The organism is Streptomyces sp. NPDC002467, assembly GCF_042889825.1.
In the GTDB taxonomy this organism is placed as follows: Bacteria; Actinomycetota; Actinomycetes; order Streptomycetales; family Streptomycetaceae; genus Streptomyces.
Window position 1 is genome coordinate 1 of sequence record NZ_JBIARJ010000033.1, and the last position, 15,727, is coordinate 15,727.

The 15,727-nt window shown below is 72.3% G+C and carries 18 protein-coding genes; 12 read left to right on the top strand and 6 right to left on the bottom strand.

Translation table 11 applies throughout. The features are described 5' to 3' along the window. Positions 1-172: 172 nt before the first annotated feature. From ACFYYJ_RS39265 to ACFYYJ_RS39275, 3 genes are all read right to left on the bottom strand, one after another. A complete protein-coding gene (locus ACFYYJ_RS39265) occupies positions 173-1,225 on the bottom strand; it encodes a LacI family DNA-binding transcriptional regulator (protein ID WP_385358528.1) in 1,053 nt (350 codons plus the stop codon). Positions 1,226-1,355: 130 nt separating this feature from the next. Next, the gene (locus tag ACFYYJ_RS39270) at positions 1,356-2,777 is read right to left on the bottom strand and encodes a glycoside hydrolase family 16 protein (RefSeq protein WP_389139438.1); all 1,422 of its coding nucleotides are present in this window, start codon (positions 2,775-2,777) and stop codon (positions 1,356-1,358) included. A gap of 234 nt (positions 2,778-3,011) precedes the next feature. After that, positions 3,012-3,239, bottom strand: a complete 228-nt coding sequence (locus ACFYYJ_RS39275; protein WP_389139440.1) for a hypothetical protein — start codon at positions 3,237-3,239, stop codon at positions 3,012-3,014. Positions 3,240-3,520: 281 nt separating this feature from the next. Here ACFYYJ_RS39275 and ACFYYJ_RS39280 point away from each other — a divergent pair, with 281 nt between their 5' ends. After that, positions 3,521-3,790: an acyl-CoA carboxylase subunit epsilon gene (locus ACFYYJ_RS39280; protein ID WP_385131110.1), complete on the top strand. Its 270-nt coding sequence runs from the start codon at positions 3,521-3,523 to the stop codon at positions 3,788-3,790. A gap of 50 nt (positions 3,791-3,840) precedes the next feature. Here the strand turns inward: ACFYYJ_RS39280 and ACFYYJ_RS39285 are convergent, their stop codons facing one another. Continuing rightward, a complete protein-coding gene (locus ACFYYJ_RS39285) occupies positions 3,841-5,475 on the bottom strand; it encodes an FAD-dependent oxidoreductase (protein ID WP_385358522.1) in 1,635 nt (544 codons plus the stop codon). A 277-nt stretch (positions 5,476-5,752) separates the two neighbouring features. On the opposite strand from ACFYYJ_RS39285, the gene ACFYYJ_RS39290 reads away from it, so the two are divergent. The 10 genes from ACFYYJ_RS39290 to ACFYYJ_RS39335 all read left to right on the top strand — a co-directional run bounded on the left by ACFYYJ_RS39290 (position 5,753) and on the right by ACFYYJ_RS39335 (position 13,649). Further along, positions 5,753-6,850 carry a SchA/CurD-like domain-containing protein gene (locus ACFYYJ_RS39290; protein WP_385131106.1) on the top strand — a complete coding sequence of 366 codons (1,098 nt, stop codon included), beginning with the start codon at positions 5,753-5,755 and terminating at the stop codon, positions 6,848-6,850. A gap of 80 nt (positions 6,851-6,930) precedes the next feature. Next, positions 6,931-7,374: a cupin domain-containing protein gene (locus ACFYYJ_RS39295; protein WP_376656454.1), complete on the top strand. Its 444-nt coding sequence runs from the start codon at positions 6,931-6,933 to the stop codon at positions 7,372-7,374. Then, positions 7,371-8,642 carry a beta-ketoacyl-[acyl-carrier-protein] synthase family protein gene (locus ACFYYJ_RS39300; protein WP_385131104.1) on the top strand — a complete coding sequence of 424 codons (1,272 nt, stop codon included), beginning with the start codon at positions 7,371-7,373 and terminating at the stop codon, positions 8,640-8,642. The genes ACFYYJ_RS39295 and ACFYYJ_RS39300 overlap by 4 nt, the downstream gene beginning before the upstream one ends. Next, positions 8,639-9,880 carry a beta-ketoacyl synthase N-terminal-like domain-containing protein gene (locus tag ACFYYJ_RS39305; RefSeq protein WP_389139444.1) on the top strand — a complete coding sequence of 414 codons (1,242 nt, stop codon included), beginning with the start codon at positions 8,639-8,641 and terminating at the stop codon, positions 9,878-9,880. The genes ACFYYJ_RS39300 and ACFYYJ_RS39305 overlap by 4 nt, the downstream gene beginning before the upstream one ends. 47 nt (positions 9,881-9,927) lie before the next feature. Further along, on the top strand, positions 9,928-10,182 hold the full coding sequence (locus ACFYYJ_RS39310; RefSeq protein ID WP_384583524.1) for an acyl carrier protein: 255 nt from the start codon (positions 9,928-9,930) through the stop codon (positions 10,180-10,182). 1 nt (position 10,183) lies between these two features. Next, positions 10,184-10,666 carry an SRPBCC family protein gene (locus ACFYYJ_RS39315; protein ID WP_385131099.1) on the top strand — a complete coding sequence of 161 codons (483 nt, stop codon included), beginning with the start codon at positions 10,184-10,186 and terminating at the stop codon, positions 10,664-10,666. A gap of 61 nt (positions 10,667-10,727) precedes the next feature. Then, complete coding sequence (locus tag ACFYYJ_RS39320; protein WP_384746132.1) at positions 10,728-11,069, top strand: TcmI family type II polyketide cyclase; 342 nt, start codon at positions 10,728-10,730, stop codon at positions 11,067-11,069. 233 nt (positions 11,070-11,302) lie between these two features. Then, positions 11,303-11,935 carry an NADPH-dependent FMN reductase gene (locus ACFYYJ_RS39325; RefSeq protein WP_385133747.1) on the top strand — a complete coding sequence of 211 codons (633 nt, stop codon included), beginning with the start codon at positions 11,303-11,305 and terminating at the stop codon, positions 11,933-11,935. A gap of 62 nt (positions 11,936-11,997) precedes the next feature. Then, positions 11,998-12,915 carry a MurR/RpiR family transcriptional regulator gene (locus tag ACFYYJ_RS39330; RefSeq protein WP_384583516.1) on the top strand — a complete coding sequence of 306 codons (918 nt, stop codon included), beginning with the start codon at positions 11,998-12,000 and terminating at the stop codon, positions 12,913-12,915. A gap of 347 nt (positions 12,916-13,262) precedes the next feature. Next, a complete protein-coding gene (locus ACFYYJ_RS39335) occupies positions 13,263-13,649 on the top strand; it encodes a hypothetical protein (RefSeq protein WP_384583548.1) in 387 nt (128 codons plus the stop codon). 6 nt (positions 13,650-13,655) lie between these two features. Here ACFYYJ_RS39335 and ACFYYJ_RS39340 read toward each other — a convergent pair whose 3' ends face one another. Together ACFYYJ_RS39340 and ACFYYJ_RS39345 are read right to left on the bottom strand one after the other, a co-directional pair. After that, the gene (locus ACFYYJ_RS39340) at positions 13,656-14,030 is read right to left on the bottom strand and encodes a toxin Doc (protein WP_389139448.1); all 375 of its coding nucleotides are present in this window, start codon (positions 14,028-14,030) and stop codon (positions 13,656-13,658) included. 80 nt (positions 14,031-14,110) lie between these two features. Beyond that, the gene (locus tag ACFYYJ_RS39345) at positions 14,111-14,935 is read right to left on the bottom strand and encodes a serine protease (RefSeq protein WP_385133730.1); all 825 of its coding nucleotides are present in this window, start codon (positions 14,933-14,935) and stop codon (positions 14,111-14,113) included. A 234-nt stretch (positions 14,936-15,169) separates the two neighbouring features. On the opposite strand from ACFYYJ_RS39345, the gene ACFYYJ_RS39350 reads away from it, so the two are divergent. Next, on the top strand, positions 15,170-15,676 hold the full coding sequence (locus tag ACFYYJ_RS39350; protein ID WP_389139450.1) for a hypothetical protein: 507 nt from the start codon (positions 15,170-15,172) through the stop codon (positions 15,674-15,676). Positions 15,677-15,727 lie beyond the last annotated feature (51 nt).

Consider the following 15,727-nt stretch of genomic DNA (forward strand, 5'->3'; position numbering starts at 1 on the left):
AGGGCCTGTCGTCAAACTCCCGTCTGCCCCGCGACGCCTGGCACGCGCTCTCGCCGCACCGGGCGGAAGCCAAGTACGTCCAGTACGCGGGCTTCCGCCCGGCGCACCGAGAGCACGCACCAGACGCCGCGGGGCCGCCCTCCGGGCGACGACGGGAGTTTGACGACAGGCCCTAGGCGGACGCCCGCCGCACCAGGGACGTGGCGGTGACCACGGATCTGGGCGCGGCGGGCTCCCCGGGCATCCCGGGCTCCCCGCCCAGGGTCTCCAGGAGCATCCGCGCCATCAGGCGGCCCATGCCCTCTATGTCCTGACGTACCGTCGTCAACGGAGGGTCGGAGCTCTCCGCCACCGGTTCGGCGTCGTCGAAGCCGACGACCGCCACCTGCGCCGGAACCGTCAGCCCGCGCTCCCTCAGCACCCGCAGCGCACCCGTCGCCATGAGGTCGTTGGCGGCGAACACCGCGTCGACGTCCGGACGGCGGTCGAGCAGTCCCGCCATCGCGCGGGCCCCGCCCGCCACGGTGAAGTCGCCCTCGGCGACCAGCGCGTCGTCGGCGGCCGGCAGCACGTCCCGGTAGCCGCTCAACCGGTCGGCGGCCGAGGTCTGGTCGAGCGGGCCGGCGATGTGCGCGATGCGCCGGCGCCCCTGCGCGACCAGGTACCGTACGGCCTCCCGAGCGCCCCCGCGGTTGTCCGCGTCCACGTACGCCACGTCCCCGGGTTCCGAGGAGTCGCCCGTCCAGCCCGGTCGGCCGCCGTAGACCGTGGGCAGGCCGATCCGGCGGGTGATCCCGGGCAGCGGGTCGTCGGTGTGCAGGGAGAAGGCGAGGGCCCCGTCGACGTGCCCGCCGGCCAGGTAGCGCTCGATCCGCTCGTAGTCGCCCCGGTCCTCCACCAGCAGCAGCACCAGCTGCGCGTCGTGCGCGGTCAGTTCCTTCGAGATGCCGCGCAGCTGCCGGGAGAAGAAGGGGTCGGAGAAGATCCGGGTCTCCGGCTCGGCGATGATCACCGCCACGGCGCCGGTACGCCGGGTGACCAGGGTGCGGGCGGCGGGGTTGGGCACGTAGCCCAGGTCCCGGACGGCCTCGCGCACCTTGTCCACCAGGTGCGCGCGGACCCCGTCGCCGCCGTTGACCACGCGGGAGACGGTCGCCCGGGACACGCCGGCGCGTGTCGCCACCGCTTCCAGGGTGGGTCGGCTGCCGGGACGCTGTTCGGGCATCGGCGCTCCTCCTGGGTGTCCGCGGGCGGTCGCCGCGCCGGGCAGCAGGTTAGCCCGTACCGCCGGGAGGCCGGGGGCGCTCCGGGCGGTACGGGCCGTCCGTGGTCCGGACCTGTCCGGTCCGGGCCGGTCAGTGGCCGAAGTCGAACCAGTTCACGTTCACGTAGTCGGAGCCCTGGCCGCTGGTGAAGGTCAGGTAGACGTCGTGGGTGCCCGTGACGCCGCCGATGTTCGCCGGGACCGTCCGCCAGCTCTGCCAGCCCCCGGTGTTCGCCACGGAGAAGCTGCCGATCGGGGTGCTCGTGCGGCTGTCCAGCCGGACCTCGACGAGCCCGCTGACCCCGCCGGCCGCGCCGGAGGCCACCCGCCCGTAGAACTGCCGCGCGGGAGCGGACCCGAAGTCGACGCCCCGGTACAGGGCCCAGTCGCCGTTGGCGAGGGCGGCGAGGTTCTGTCCGCCGCCGGTGTCCGAGGTGGTCTCCTTGGCCACCCCCGCATGGTCGTCGTACGACTCGGCCTGGATCGCGGCGTACGCGTCACGGTTGCCCGCCGGAGGCGTGGTGGGCGGAGGCGTGGTCGGCGGGGGCGTCGTGGGCCCGGTGCCCGTCGACCGGAGCACGGACACGTAGTCGACCACCATGGGGTGGCCGGGTTCGGTGCCGGCGTCGGGCCCGCCGCCGAAGGCGTCGGGGAAACCGCCGCCCATGGCGACGTTCAGGATGACGAAGTAGCCGTGGTTCGTGGCGTTGGTCCAGGTGGCCGCGTCCACCTGGTTCGCGCGCACCGTGTGGAAGTTCACCCCGTCGACGTAGAAGCGCATCTCCTCGACGGCCGTCGACCTGTCCCACTCCACCGCGTACGTGTGGAACTCGCTCTGGCAGCTGGATCCGGGGCAGGCGCGTTGGCCGCCGATGCCGGTCGTCTCGTTGCAGGGACCGCCCGGGGTCGTGCCGCAGTGCATGGTCGCCCAGACGTTGTCCATGCCCTGGACGTTCTCCAGGATGTCGAGTTCGCCGATGCCCGGCCAGTTCCACCAGTTGCCGCGGTACGGGGCGCCGAGCATCCAGAAGGCCGGCCAGTAGCCCTTGGCCGCCGGGCCCGTCACGTTCGGCATCTGTATGCGGGCCTCCGTGCGGAGCTTGCCGCCCGGCGCCGGGGCGAAGTCGGACCGCCGGGTTTCGACCCGTCCGGAGGTCCAGTTGCCCGCGGCGTCCCTCCTCGGGGTGATCCGCAGGTTGCCCGTCCCGTCGAGGGAGACGTTGGCGGGGTCGGCGGTCATCGTCTCGATCTCGCCGGTGCCGAAGGCCGCGGGGCCGCCGGGGTAGCTCGTCCCGGTCGTGTACTGCCAGTCGGCCGTGTTCACGCCGGAGCCCGCGGGTCCGTTGAACTCGTCCAGGAACACCTGGGTCCAGCCGGCCGGGGTGGGGGGAGCCGCGGCGCCGGCGGGCAGGGTCGCGGCGGCCGCGGCCGCCAGGACCACGGCGATCGTGCCGAACGCGGTCAAGACGGCCCGCCGCACGGGCGGCCGCTTCCTACGGGGTGTCTCTCGCATGGGTGCCCTCTCTGAAGCGCCGTGCGGCGCGGTGCGGGGGGAAGAGCCAGGGGAGTTCGCCGTTCGGAGCCGCCGAAAGCCTTTGAGAGCGCTCTCAGGCCGGCGCCGCTGGACACTGTGCTCCCCACCCGTTCGGGCGTCAAGAGATGGAACCGGGAAAGGGCCTGCGGGGCGGAGCGGTTCATTGGTCGAACGCTCGGCCGTCACCCGTCAGGCCCAATCGGCAGGAGGAGATCAGTACGCCGGGCCCAGGACCTCCTGGGCGCCCGGGAGTTCGTGGACGGAGGCCGCCGTTCCCGTGAGCGGCAGCAGGGAGGAGAGCGGGCACACCACGGGCATCTCGTGGTCCACCTCCCAGTCGCCGACCGTGCCGCGGCCGCCGCGGCCCGCCCGGTCGGTGGTGCATACGGCGTACAGCTGACCGGCGCAGCCCCGGCAGAACAGGAGCCGGTGGCCGCTCACCGCGCCTCCCCGTGCACCGGGCCCGGCACGGCCGCCGGAGCGGGGGCCGGTCGGGGCGGCCGCTTCTCCCGAGTGCCGGGCGGGCCGGCCGCTTGTAGCGTCGGTCGCGTCAGGAGTCCCGGTGAACCGACAGGACTTCCCAGGCCGGTTCGCATCCGCGGAACGAAACCCGCCGGTGCACCGAGCCGCACGTGTGCAGCCCGCGCCGGCGCCGAGCAGGTCCGCCCCTCGCGACCCGACGACCGGGCGCACGCGCAGCCCCCGTGAGAGAGGCCGTGCCGATGACGAACGACGCCCCGATAGCGCCGAGCACCCCGATCGCCGCGGAGCCGAGCTTCCTCCGCATCGAGAAGGGCTCCGCCGGTCCCGAGGAACTGGCCGCGATCGCCCTCGTGGTCGCCTGCTGCGCGCGGCGCACCTCCGTCGACGCCGTCGGCGGCGCGGGCCGGGACCGGTCCGGGAACGCGGCGCGGCGCGCCGGGCACCGCCCGGGGCTCCGTCCCGCCCGGTCGAACACCGGCTGCTGGGCGGGCTGCTGGGCCTGCCGCTGAACCCCGCCCGCCGGCCGCGCGCACGGCCGGCGGGAGGGAGAACGAGGTGGTCACGCCCGGCGCAGCACCGTCGAGAGGGCGCCCCGCAGCGCCGCCCGGGGATCCGGCACGGCGCCCTCCGAGCGCCACGCCACGAACCCGTCCGGACGTACGAGCACGGCGCCCTCGGCGCTCGTCCCGTGGACCTCCGCCCAGTCGGCGCCGGCCTGCGGGACCAGGTCCGCGTCGGGCCCGGAGCCGATGGCGTAGGCGTCCAGCCGCATCGACAGGTCCCCGGCCACCTGTTCGGCCGCCGCCCGCCACGGCGTGCCCGCGCCGCTGAGCAGCACGAACGAGCGCTCGTACAGGTCCAGCGAGGACACGCGCTCACCGGACCGGGACAGCCACATGTGCGGGGCCCGGGTGCCGGTGTCGCCCTTCAGTCGCAGGGCGTCGGGGATGATCGGCCGGCCGGGGTCGCCGCCGACGACGGCTCCCCGCGGGTAGCAGTAGCCCATCGCGGTGGTGAGCACCCCGCTGCCCGGCCCGCCGCCCATCGTGGGCGGCGGGGCGTACCCCGGGTGGCTGTGCTCCGCCGAGCGGGCCGAGGCGCGCTCGCTCGTGGCCCTGGCCACCGGGAGGCGCTCGGCCTCGTACGTGTCGAGCAGCTCCATCCCGGCCGAGCCGTCCAGCACCGCCGCGATCTTCCAGGCCAGGTTGTGCGCGTCCTGGATGCCGGTGTTGGAGCCGAACGCGCCCGTGGGGGACATCTCGTGGGCCGCGTCGCCCGCGAGGAACACCCGGCCGACGGAGTACTGCTCCGCCACCCGTTCGGCGGCGTGCCACGGGGCCTTTCCGCCGATCACCACGTCGAGGTCGGGCACACCGATCGCCGCCCGGATCTGCTCCACGCACCGTTCGTCGGTGAAGTCCTCCAGCGTCTCGCCGTCCTCCGGGTGCCAGGGGGCGTGGAAGACCCACTGGGTGCCGTTGTCCACCGGCAGCAGCGCCCCGTCGGCGCCGGGACGCATCAAGTAGCAGACGATGAACCGCAGATCGCCCAGCACCTCGGGGAGCCGCTGCGAGCGGAAGGTCACGCTCACGTTGTGGAACAGCTCGCCGCCACCCGTCTGGGGGATGCGCAGCTGCTCCCGCACGGGGCTGCGCGGACCGTCCGCGGCGATCAGGAAGTCCGCGCGCACGGTGGTGTGCTCGCCGGTCTCCCGGTCCTTCACCACGGCGGTCACCCCCGTCGCGTCCTGGTCGAAGTTCATCAGCTCGGTGGAGAAGCGGATGTCACCGCACATCGCCCCGCTCTGCGCCGCCAGCACCGGCTCGATGTTGTTCTGGCTGCACAGGCACCAGCCGGTCGGGCTGAAGCGGCTCAGCTGGCCGGACGGATCGATCTCCTTGATCAGCCAGTTGTGCTGCTCGCTGTCGATCAGCGAGGTGGCCTGCAGAATGCCCTGGTTGCCCTCCAGTACGGACGCCGCCCGGCGGATCGCGTGCTCGGCCCCCGCCGTTCGGAACAGCTCCATGGTCCGGGCGTTGATGCCCCTCCCGCGCGGGTGCAGGGACGTACCGGAGTGCTTCTCGACCAGCAGGTGACGTACTCCGTGGCGGCTCAGGAAAAGCGACGTGGACAGGCCCACCAGGGAGCCGCCCACGACGAGAACCGGTACGCGAACATCGGCTTTGTCTTCCATCAGCTGCGGGCTCCTGTTTTCTGTGTGGGGGAGTGGAGTCTTTATGCCACCGATCGAACTCCAGGCCCGGTTGATTCGCCGGTTGTCACCCGCTTGATCCGGACATGTAGCGGTACGCCCCCACCCGGACGACGATGAGCGACAGCGGCGCCCCCGACAGACGCGCCCGGCCCGCCGTTCCCGACCGAGGCGGCCGCCGGCCCGGGTGGACGCCACCGGTGACGGACGAGGGGTCCGTACGCGATGGATCTCCACCCCCTCATGAAGGAGTGAGTAGATGACAACCACCTTGTCCGAACGGGTGTCGCAGTCAGCCTTCGACGGCTCCATGCTCCGGGTCGTCCTGCTGATGGACCTCCACGAGGGCCGCCAGCAGGAGTTCTTCGAGGCGTACGAGCGGCTCCGCCACGACATCGCGTCGGTCCCGGGACACATCAGCGACCAGCTGTGCCAGTCCTTCGAGAACCCCTCCCAATGGCTCATCACCAGCGAGTGGGAGAGCGCCCCGCAGTACCTCGCCTGGGTCAACAGCGACCACCACGCCGAACAGGTGAAGCCGCTGGGAGCCTGCGCCCGCGCCATGCGCCCGCTCAAGTTCACCGTCCTGCGCGAGACGGGCCGCGGCTACGACCAGGCCTCCCGCCCGGCCGGCGCCCGCCTCCAGCCCGTGCCCCGGCTCGGCGCCGGGATCGTGCGCCACGCGCTGACCTTCACCGTCAAGCCGGGCAGCGAGAAGGAGGTCGCCGCCATCCTCTCCAGCTACGCCTCCCCGGCGGCCCGCGTCGACGACCACACCCGCCTGTGCCGCACCTCGCTCTTCATGCACGGCAACCGGGTCGTACGGACGGTGGAGGTCCAGGGCGACCTGATGGCGGCCCTGCGCCACGTCTCCGAACAGCCCGAGGTGCGCGCCGTCGAGGAGGCCATCAACCCCTACCTCGAAGTGGACCGCGACCTCGGCGACCCTGAGTCCGCCCGCATGTTCTTCATGCGCGCGGCCCTCCCCGCGGTCCACCACATCGCCGCCGAGGCACCGGACTCCGCCGACGTGACCCGCCACGCGCTCTTCTACCCGGCCAAGCCCGGCTGCGGAACCGCGCTCGCCGAGTTCCTGGCCCGGCAGGACGAGGAAGCCGCGCACCTCCCCGCGAACCCCGTTCGGAGCAGCAGCATCTTCCAGCGCGACGACATCGTCGTCCGGCTGATCGACGTGAACGGCCCGTTCGACGAGGAGCGGGTGGCCGCCCTCGGCGCCCGCGACCCGCGCAAGGCGGCCGAGCTCGACCGCCTGATGGACGCACCCGGCGGGCGCTCCGGCCCCGCGCGACACACCATGAACCTGATCACCGACCGCCGGGCCCCCGCTCGGTCCTGACCCCCCGTCCCCCACCGGGACCACCCGTCCTCACCCCCACATCCCCGTCCAGGCACCCCACACGCCAGGAGGAACCCGTCATGACCAGACAGCGCCCACGCATCGTGGACCTCGGCGAGACGCCGCCCAACCGCAGGCGCGGAGGCGACCTGAGGGCCGTGCTCACCCCGACCTCGGTGGGCTCCACCAGCGGCTTCATGGGCATGGCGATCATGGCGCCCGGGGAGTCCATCGCCGAGCACTACCACCCGTACTCGGAGGAGTTCGTGTACGTAGTCGCCGGCCGGCTGGAGGTGGACCTCGACGGCGAGGCCCATCCGCTGCGCACCGACCAGGGCCTCCTCGTCCCGCTCAACGTGCGCCACCGGTTCCGCAACATCGGCGACACCGAGGCCCGCATGGTCTTCCACCTCGGCCCGCTCGCCCCGCGCCCGGAACTCGGCCACGTCGACACCGAGGAGGCACCGCACCCGGAGGGCACCGCCTGGGAGCAGCCTCCGGACCGCACGGGAGTCGTCTCGTGACCCGCCGCCGGGTGGCGGTGACCGGGGTCGGCGTCGTCGCCCCCGGCGGGATCGGGGTCTCGGCCTTCTGGGACCTGCTCTCCAACGGCCGCACGGCGACCCGGGGCATCACCCTCTTCGACCCGGAGGGGTTCCGCTCCCGGATAGCCGCCGAGGTCGACTTCGACCCCGCCGCCCACGGCCTCACCGAGGAGGACGCGGCCCGGGCGGACCGCTACATCCAGTTCGCCCTGGTCGCCGCCCGCGAGGCCCTGCGGGACTCGGGACTCGACCTCACCGCGGACGACGCCTGGCGCACCGGGGTCTCCCTCGGCACCGCCGTCGGCGGCACCACCCGCCTGGAGCACGACTACGTCGCCGTGAGCCAGTCCGGTGCCTGGTGGGACGTCGACCACAAGCTGGCCGGACCCCACCTGCACCGGGCGTTCACGCCCGCCACCCTCGCCTCCGCCGTCGCGGAGGAGACGGGGGCGCGGGGCCCGGTGCAGACCGTCTCCACGGGGTGCACCTCCGGACTCGACGCCATCGGGTACGCCGTCCACTCCATCGCGGAGGGCCGGATGGACGTCTGCATCGCGGGCGCCTCCGACTCGCCGATATCGCCGATCACGGTGGCCTGCTTCGACGCCATCAAGGCGACCTCGCCGAACAACGACGACCCGGCCCACGCCTCCCGCCCGTTCGACGCGGACCGGGACGGGTTCGTCCTCGGCGAGGGCGGAGCGGTCCTCGTGCTCGAAGAGATGGAACACGCCCGCGCCCGCGGTGCGACCGTCTACTGCGAGATCGGCGGCTACGCCACCTTCGGCAACGCCCACCACATGACCGGGCTGACCGCCGAGGGCCTGGAGATGGCCAGGGCCATCGAGACCGCCCTGGCCCAGGCCCGGGTCGGCGCCGAGGAGATCGACTACGTCAACGCGCACGGCTCCGGCACCAAGCAGAACGACCGCCACGAAACGGCGGCGGTCAAGCGGGTGCTGGGCGACCACGCCTACAAGACGCCGATGACCTCCATCAAATCCATGGTGGGCCACTCCCTCGGTGCCATCGGCGCGATCGAACTCGCCGCCTGCGTCCTCGCGATGAACCACCAGGTGGTCCCGCCGACCGCCAACTACGAGACGCCCGACCCCGAGTGCGACCTGGACTACGTCCCCCGCACAGCCCGCGCCCGCACCCTGCGCAACGTCCTGTCCGTCGGCAGCGGCTTCGGCGGGTTCCAGTCCGCCGTCGTCATGTCCCGGCCGAAGGAAGAGGTGTCATGACCAGCAGTCGTACGGTCATCACGGGCATCGGGGTCGTCGCGCCCAACGGCATCGGCGCCGACGCCTTCTGGAAGGCGACCCAGTCCGGCACCAGCGTGCTGGACCGGGTCACCAGGGCCGGGTGCGAGCACCTGCCGCTGCGCGTGGCCGGCGAGGTACGGGGCTTCGACCCCGGCAGCCTGGTCGAGGACCGCTTCCTGGTCCAGACCGACCGCTTCACCCACCACGCGCTCGCCGCGGCCGACCTCGCGCTGGAGGACGCCCGCCTCGGCCGCGCCGACTACGAGGGCGACCCCTTCTCCATCGGGGTCGTCACCGCCGCCGGCTCCGGTGGCGGCGAGTTCGGGCAGCGCGAGCTCCAGCACCTCTGGGAGCAGGGGCCGCGCTACGTGGGCCCGTACCAGTCCATCGCCTGGTTCTACGCCGCGAGCACCGGCCAGATCTCCATCCGGCGGGGCCTCAAGGGCCCCTGCGGGGTCGTGGCCAGCGACGAGGCGGGTGGACTGGACGCCTTCGCCCACGCCACCCGGGCCATCCGCCAGGGCAGCCGGGCCATGCTGGTCGGAGCCACCGAGGCGCCGCTCGCGCCGTACTCCATCGTCTGCCAACTGCAGTACGAGGGGCTGAGCACGCAGGACGACCCCGAGCGGGCCTACCGGCCGTTCACCGTCAAGGCCTGCGGGTACGTCCCCGCAGAGGGCGGTGCGATGTTCGTCGTCGAGGACGAGGAGGCCGCGCGGCGCCGCGGAGCCACCGCGCGCGCCGTGCTCGCCGGCCACGCCGCCACCTTCAGCGGCACCCAGCGGCCGGAGGAGTCCGGCGAGGGCCTCGCCCACGCGATCCGCGGGGCACTGCGAGAGGCCGGCTGCGCCCCCGAGGAGATCGACGTGGTCTTCGCGGACGCGCTCGGCACCCCGGAGGCCGACGCCGCCGAGGCCGCGGCCATCACCGCCGCCCTCGGCGCGCACGGGCGCCGGGTGGCGGTCACGGCGCCCAAGTCCGGTACGGGACGGGCCTACTGCGCGGCGCCCGCCCTCGACACGGCCGCCGCGGTCCTGGCACTGGAGCACGGGGTGGTCCCGCCGACCCCGAACGTCTTCGACGTGTGCCACGACCTCGACGTGGTGACCGGCAGCGCCCGCCCCGCGGAGCTGCGCACCGCGCTCGTGCTCAGCCGGGGCCGGATGGGCTCGAACTCCGCCCTCGTGCTGCGCAAGGGCTCCTCGGCGCCCCAGTAGTCCGGAGGGACTCGTGCAGTCCCCTTCCAGGAAGAGAGAAAGCGACCATGTCCGACCGACTGACCCTGGAGGAGCTGGCGGCCCTGATGAAGACCGCCGGCATCACCGTCGACCCCTCCGAGATGGCGAACCGTCGCGATTCCGCCTTCGACGACTTCGGCCTCGACTCGCTGGGCCTGCTCGGCATCGTCGGCGAGCTGGAGAACCGGCGTGGACGGGCGCTGCCCACGGACGCCGACCGCTGCAAGACCCCCGGGGAATTCCTCGACCTCGTCAACAACAGCCTGATGACAGGAGCATGAGATGGCAGGACACACCGAGAACGAGATCCACGTCGACGCGCCCGTCGACCTCGTGTGGGAGGTGACCAACGACCTTCCGAACTGGCCGAAGCTCTTCAGCGAGTACGCCTCCCTCGACATCCTCGAACAAGAGGGGGACACCACCCGCTTCCGACTGACCATGCACCCCGACGAGAACGGCACGGTGTGGAGCTGGGTCTCGGAGCGGACCGTCGACCGCAGGGGCCTCCAGGTCAAGGCGCGGCGCGTGGAGACCGGCCCGTTCGCCCACATGGACATCCACTGGCAGTACTCCGAAGTCCCCGGCGGCGGAACACGGATGAAGTGGACCCAGGACTTCGCGATGAAGCCGACGGCCCCGGTCGACGACGCGTGGATGACCGACAACATCAACAAGAACTCCAAGATCCAGATGGCGCTGATCCGGGACAAGATCGAGGAGCGCGAGCGCGAGAGCCGCGACTCCGTCACCAGCCGTCGGTAGGAGCCGGCAGGGACGAGCAGGAACGAGTAGGAACCAGTAGGAACGAAAGGCGCACACCCGGATGCACACCAAGCACCGCGCACTGATCGTCGCCCGCATGGCGCCGGGATCGGCTCCCGACATCGCCGGCCTGTTCGCGGACTCGGACGCCGGTGAACTCCCGCACCTGGTCGGGGTCACCCACCGCAGCCTGTTCCAGTTCGGCGACGTGTACCTCCACCTGATCGAGTCGGACCGGCCCCCCGGCCCGGAAATCGCGAAGGTCACCGAGCACCCCGAGTTCCGGCAGCTCAGCGACCGGCTCACCGCGTACGTCAGTGCGCACGACCCGGACACCTGGCGCAGTCCGAAGGACGCGATGGCCCACGAGTTCTACCGCTGGGAGAACCCCCGCGCCAAGTGACCCGGCGGCCCGGACGGGACCCGCACACCCGTGTGTGCGGGTCCCGCCGCGCTTCCCCCTCCACCGCCCCACCGCCCCGCGGGAAGACGCGCGCTTCCCGCCACCGCCCCGCAGGAAGACCGGAAGACCAGGAGACGGCGATGACCCCGAACGGCAGCGGCAACGACCACGGCGAGGACCACTTCCCGGCGGATCCGGCCCGTCCGCACGACGGCGACCACGGCCGGGGCTCGCTGCGCGTGCTCGTCCTGTCCGCGTCCTCCCGCACCGGCTCGGTCAACGCCCGGCTCGCGGCCCTCGTGGCCGCCCGGATCGGCCGGGCCGGGGCGGTCGCCGACCCCGCCGCGCTCGGCGACTTCCCCATGCCGCCCTACGACGGCGACGCGGAGGTCGACGAGGGGCTGCCGCCGGGCGCGCTGGCCCTGTGCGCGCGGATCGAGGCCGCGCAGGCGCTGGTCATCGCCTCGCCGGAGTACAACGCCTCCGTGCCGGGCGTACTGAAGAACGCCATCGACTGGGTCTCGCGCTACCGCCCGCAGCCCTTCAAGGACAAGCAGGCCCTGCTGGTCTCCGCCTCGCCCTCGATGGTCGGCGGCAACCGCGGGCTCTGGGCCCTGCGGGTACCGCTGGAACACCTCGGCGCCCGCGTGTACCCCGACATGTTCAGCCTCGCGGGCGCCCACCACGCCTTCGAGGACGACGGCTCCCTCGCCGACCTGGGACTCGCCGAACGGCTCGGCGCCACCATCGGCTCCTTCCTCGACCTCGTCGAGGCCGACACCCGCTACCTGTGCCTGCAGCGCCGCTGGTACGAGTTCCTCGGCGACCGCACGGACGCCCCGGTGACCGCCAGGACCCAGGATTGATCTTCGTGGCACGGCCGGTGAGCTATGTTTGAGCGCGAGTGTGGTGAGAAGGAGGCCCTCCCGTGTCATCGGGGCAGCAGGCACGCGCGCAGGCAGCGGCGATCAAGCCGAGCAGCCAGTCGTCCGAGGAGGTCCGCCCCCCGGCCGACCGGGTCCTCGCGCTCTTCGACGGCCGTCGACTGTCCCCCGGCCAGCGCCGCATCGCGCAGTACCTGATCGACCACCTCACCGAGGCGGCGTTCCTCTCCATCACCGAGCTCGCCGAACGGGTCGGCGTCAGCCAGCCGTCGGTGACCCGCTTCGCGGTCTCCTTGGGCTTCAGCGGCTACCCGGCCCTGCGCGACGTGCTCCAGCCGATCGCGCTGAGCGCGGTCGCCGGAGCCCCCGACATCCGCGAGCAGATCCGCCGCAACGAACTGCAGGCGGCCGTCGACGCGGAGATCGACAACCTGGAGAACGTTCGCCGACTGCTCGCCGACACCAACCAGGTGCTCGACATCGGCCGCGATCTGGCGGCCTCGGTGCCCCTCACCGTCCTGGGCCTGCGCATCTCTGTCTCGCTGGCGGAGTACTTCGCGTACGCCGCCCGGCGCATCCACCCCGACGTGCGCCTGGTGACCCGTGGCGGCAGCGTCGCCTTCGACGCCCTGCTCCAGTCCAGGGAGGCCGGCGGCACGTGGGTGCTGGCCTTCGCCATGCCCCGGCACGCCAAGGAGACCCTGGCGGCACTCCGGTCCGCCCGCAGCACGGGGCTGCGCGTCGTGCTGATCACGGACCCCACGGTGGGGCCGATGGTCGACGAGGCGGACGTGGTGCTGACCGCCGGCACCGGCTCGCGCCTGGTGTTCGACTCCTACGCGGCCCCCGGGATGCTCTCCGCGGCCCTGCTGCAGTCGATGGCCGACGCCGACCCGGAGCGCACCCAGGCCCGGCTCGAACAGTACGAGCACGCGGCGGAGCAGCACCACTTCTTCCTGTAGGCCCGCGCGATCCCGCCGGAATCCCGGCTTCCCCCGTTCGAAACGGCTTGGACCTGGACATATACATGCCGCGAGGTGCATGAAATTTTTCATACCCTTGCTTACTCGACGGTATATATGTTTACTGACGACGGCGCTCCGGATCCACCACGATGCCAAGGAAGACCCTCCCCAGGTCCTCCTGAACGGGCGGCCGGCACGACGAACCTCCTCACGTCGGGCCGGGCGCCGAGTCCAGGCTTTCGGATCCCGCAGAGCGCCCATGGCGGCCTCGGTCAACCCCTGGGCCGAGGCCGCCCCCAAGCAACGTCTCGATCAGAGTTCGACACCACTCGGAAGTGACGAGAATGCCCCAGACCGCGACCCTCACGCGCAGCCCGGACTGGCCCCTCCAGGTCAAGGCCCCCGGGACCCACGACTGGGAACGCAGCGCCACGCGCTGGCTGCGGGACCTCCTCCCGGCCCGCTACGGCAGCTATCTGACCCTGACCCGCCATCACGCGCTCCTGGCCCGGCACGTCCAGCTCCAGTTGCAGCACGAGATGCGCGCGGTGCGCGTGGCCATGCAGACCAGCCGGGCCGAACTGCCGATGATGGGCATGGCCGAGTCGGTCATAGAGAACACGATCCGCATGTACGCGGTGGAACTCGAACAGCTGGGCCGTCTCGCCCGCGGTGCCCGGCTCGTCAGCGACGCGCTCCTCGTGGGGACACCCGCCCAGCGCAGGCGCTGAGCCCGGTCAGGCCGTGCGCCAGGAGCGCAGGCGGTCGGCGACCTCGTAGACGGTGGCGCGGAGCGTGCGGATGTCCGTGATGAGCTCGCGCCACTGCTCGTATGGGGCCTCGACCGTCCGGCCGGACGCCTCGATGTAGGCGACGGCGACCCCGTACGCGAAGTACTCGTTGGAACCGGGGAGCGGACGGAGCAGCACGATCGCCTCCAGGAGGGCGGCCGCGCGCCAGTAGGCGTCCGGATCGTCCACCCCCAGACTGGGCGTGTTCACGCGGTGCCGGGCGACGGCCGCGACCAGCGCGGAGTGGTCGGCCACGGCCACGTCCTTGAACAGGGCCTCCTGCCGCTCCAGCAGCCAGCGGTGATCGATGTGCAGTTCCACGCGTCCGAGTATCCCCGCCCGGGACCCGGCCGTGGGGCGTTTCGGGCCGGGCGGGGAGACTCGGGGCCGGGCGGGGGCCGCTACGGCTTGGGCAGGGTGCAGCCGGGGCGGTTGAGGTCGATCACGTTCTTGGGGCCTATGCAGGGCACGATGATGTACGTCTCCTGCGCGTAGTTGATGCCCTGGCGGACCGTCACGTTGCCGTTCTGGTCCACCTCGCACGGGTTGTTCTCGGTGCAGCGCGCGCCGTCCTCGTTGCCCGTGTTGTTGACGGCGACGACCTTGCCCGTCGCCTTGTCGATCACCGGCGACCCGGAGGTGCCGCCGATGGTGTTGCAGGACGAGGTGTAGCGGACCGAGTCCTTCCAGGTCCAGTCGCCCTCCTTGAGGCGGTAGGCGAAACCGTCGACGTCGCAGTTGTAGATCCGCTTCCAGTACCCGGACACGACGCTGATCGCCGAACCCTGCACCGGGTGCGCGTCGTTCAGGGTGAGCGCGCCGATGCCGTACTGGCTCTGGATCTGCGCGTAGGTCTTGGTCAGCTGGTAGATCGAGATGTCCGTGTCGGTCATCGTCGCGTACGAGACCTTGCTCGCCCGGAGCGTGGCGACCTTGGAGCCGGCCGAGTTGAGCAGCGAGAACGAGCGGCTGGACCGCTGGTCCTTGATGACCTCGCCGGCCGCGGGGAAGCCCGTTTCCAGGCAGTGCCCGTTGGACAGGACGAGCGCCGGGTCGTTCGGCTGGGAGCCGGGGGCGCGGACGACGGATCCGGAACAGTTGCTGAGCGCGACGGTGCCCGCGAAGTCGACCGCGACGGCGGTCTCCCCGGTAGCGGCCACGGCCGGTGCGGCGGCGGCTCCGATCAGGAGCAGGGTGAGTGACGCGCCGACGAGAGGCTTCTTCATGTGGGGGTTCCCCTCTGAGGACGAAAACGCAACCGAAGATCCTCCGGTTGTCATGCGCATTGTTGAGACCTCCGCCCCAACCCGCAAGACCGCGTGGCGAGTTGGGAGCCCTGGACGGGGGAGGGGAGCAGCTTGGCCCGTGAGGCCCGGAGATCTGGTCCGCGCAGGGGTGTTCCGTAGCCGATGCCCCGCCTCCTACGGTCGGTGCAGCACAGTCCCGGACCAGGAGGCAGCGTGAAGCGCGAGATCGACATCGAGCAGCTCGTGACGGCGATGAAGAGCGTCGACGAGGCGGGCCGGCTCTTCGAGGAGGCGCTTGCCGTGTACGAGGCGCGAGGTCTCCAGCGCAACGGCGACGACTTCAAGGTGGCGGGCGGTTCCGTCCAGACCCTCCAGGGCGCCGAGGAGATGGCCCGCGGTGCCCGCAAGTTCCTCGCCGACCTCGCGCTGGTGGTCGGCTACGCGAGCGCGGGCTTCGAGGAGCGTGTCGCCGGCCGGTACGAGACGGCGTGCAAGGGGTTCGGCGCCCTGTCGGGCGGCGCGGCCCGGATGGCCCGCCCGCTGCTCGACCCGACCGTGAGCGGGCTGCGGCTGCTGCGGTCGGTGGACCTCTTCGAACCCTCCTTCGGGGAGGCGATCGAGGAGGTGCTGCGGGCGGAGAAGGCGACGTACCCCGACCCTTCGATGTTCCGCGTCACGTCACAGCGGGCGGCCACGACCCCCGTGGGTGGCCGCCCCTGAGCCCCTGCGCGGGGTCGTGGACCGGCCGGGATCCGTCCGGGATCCCGGACG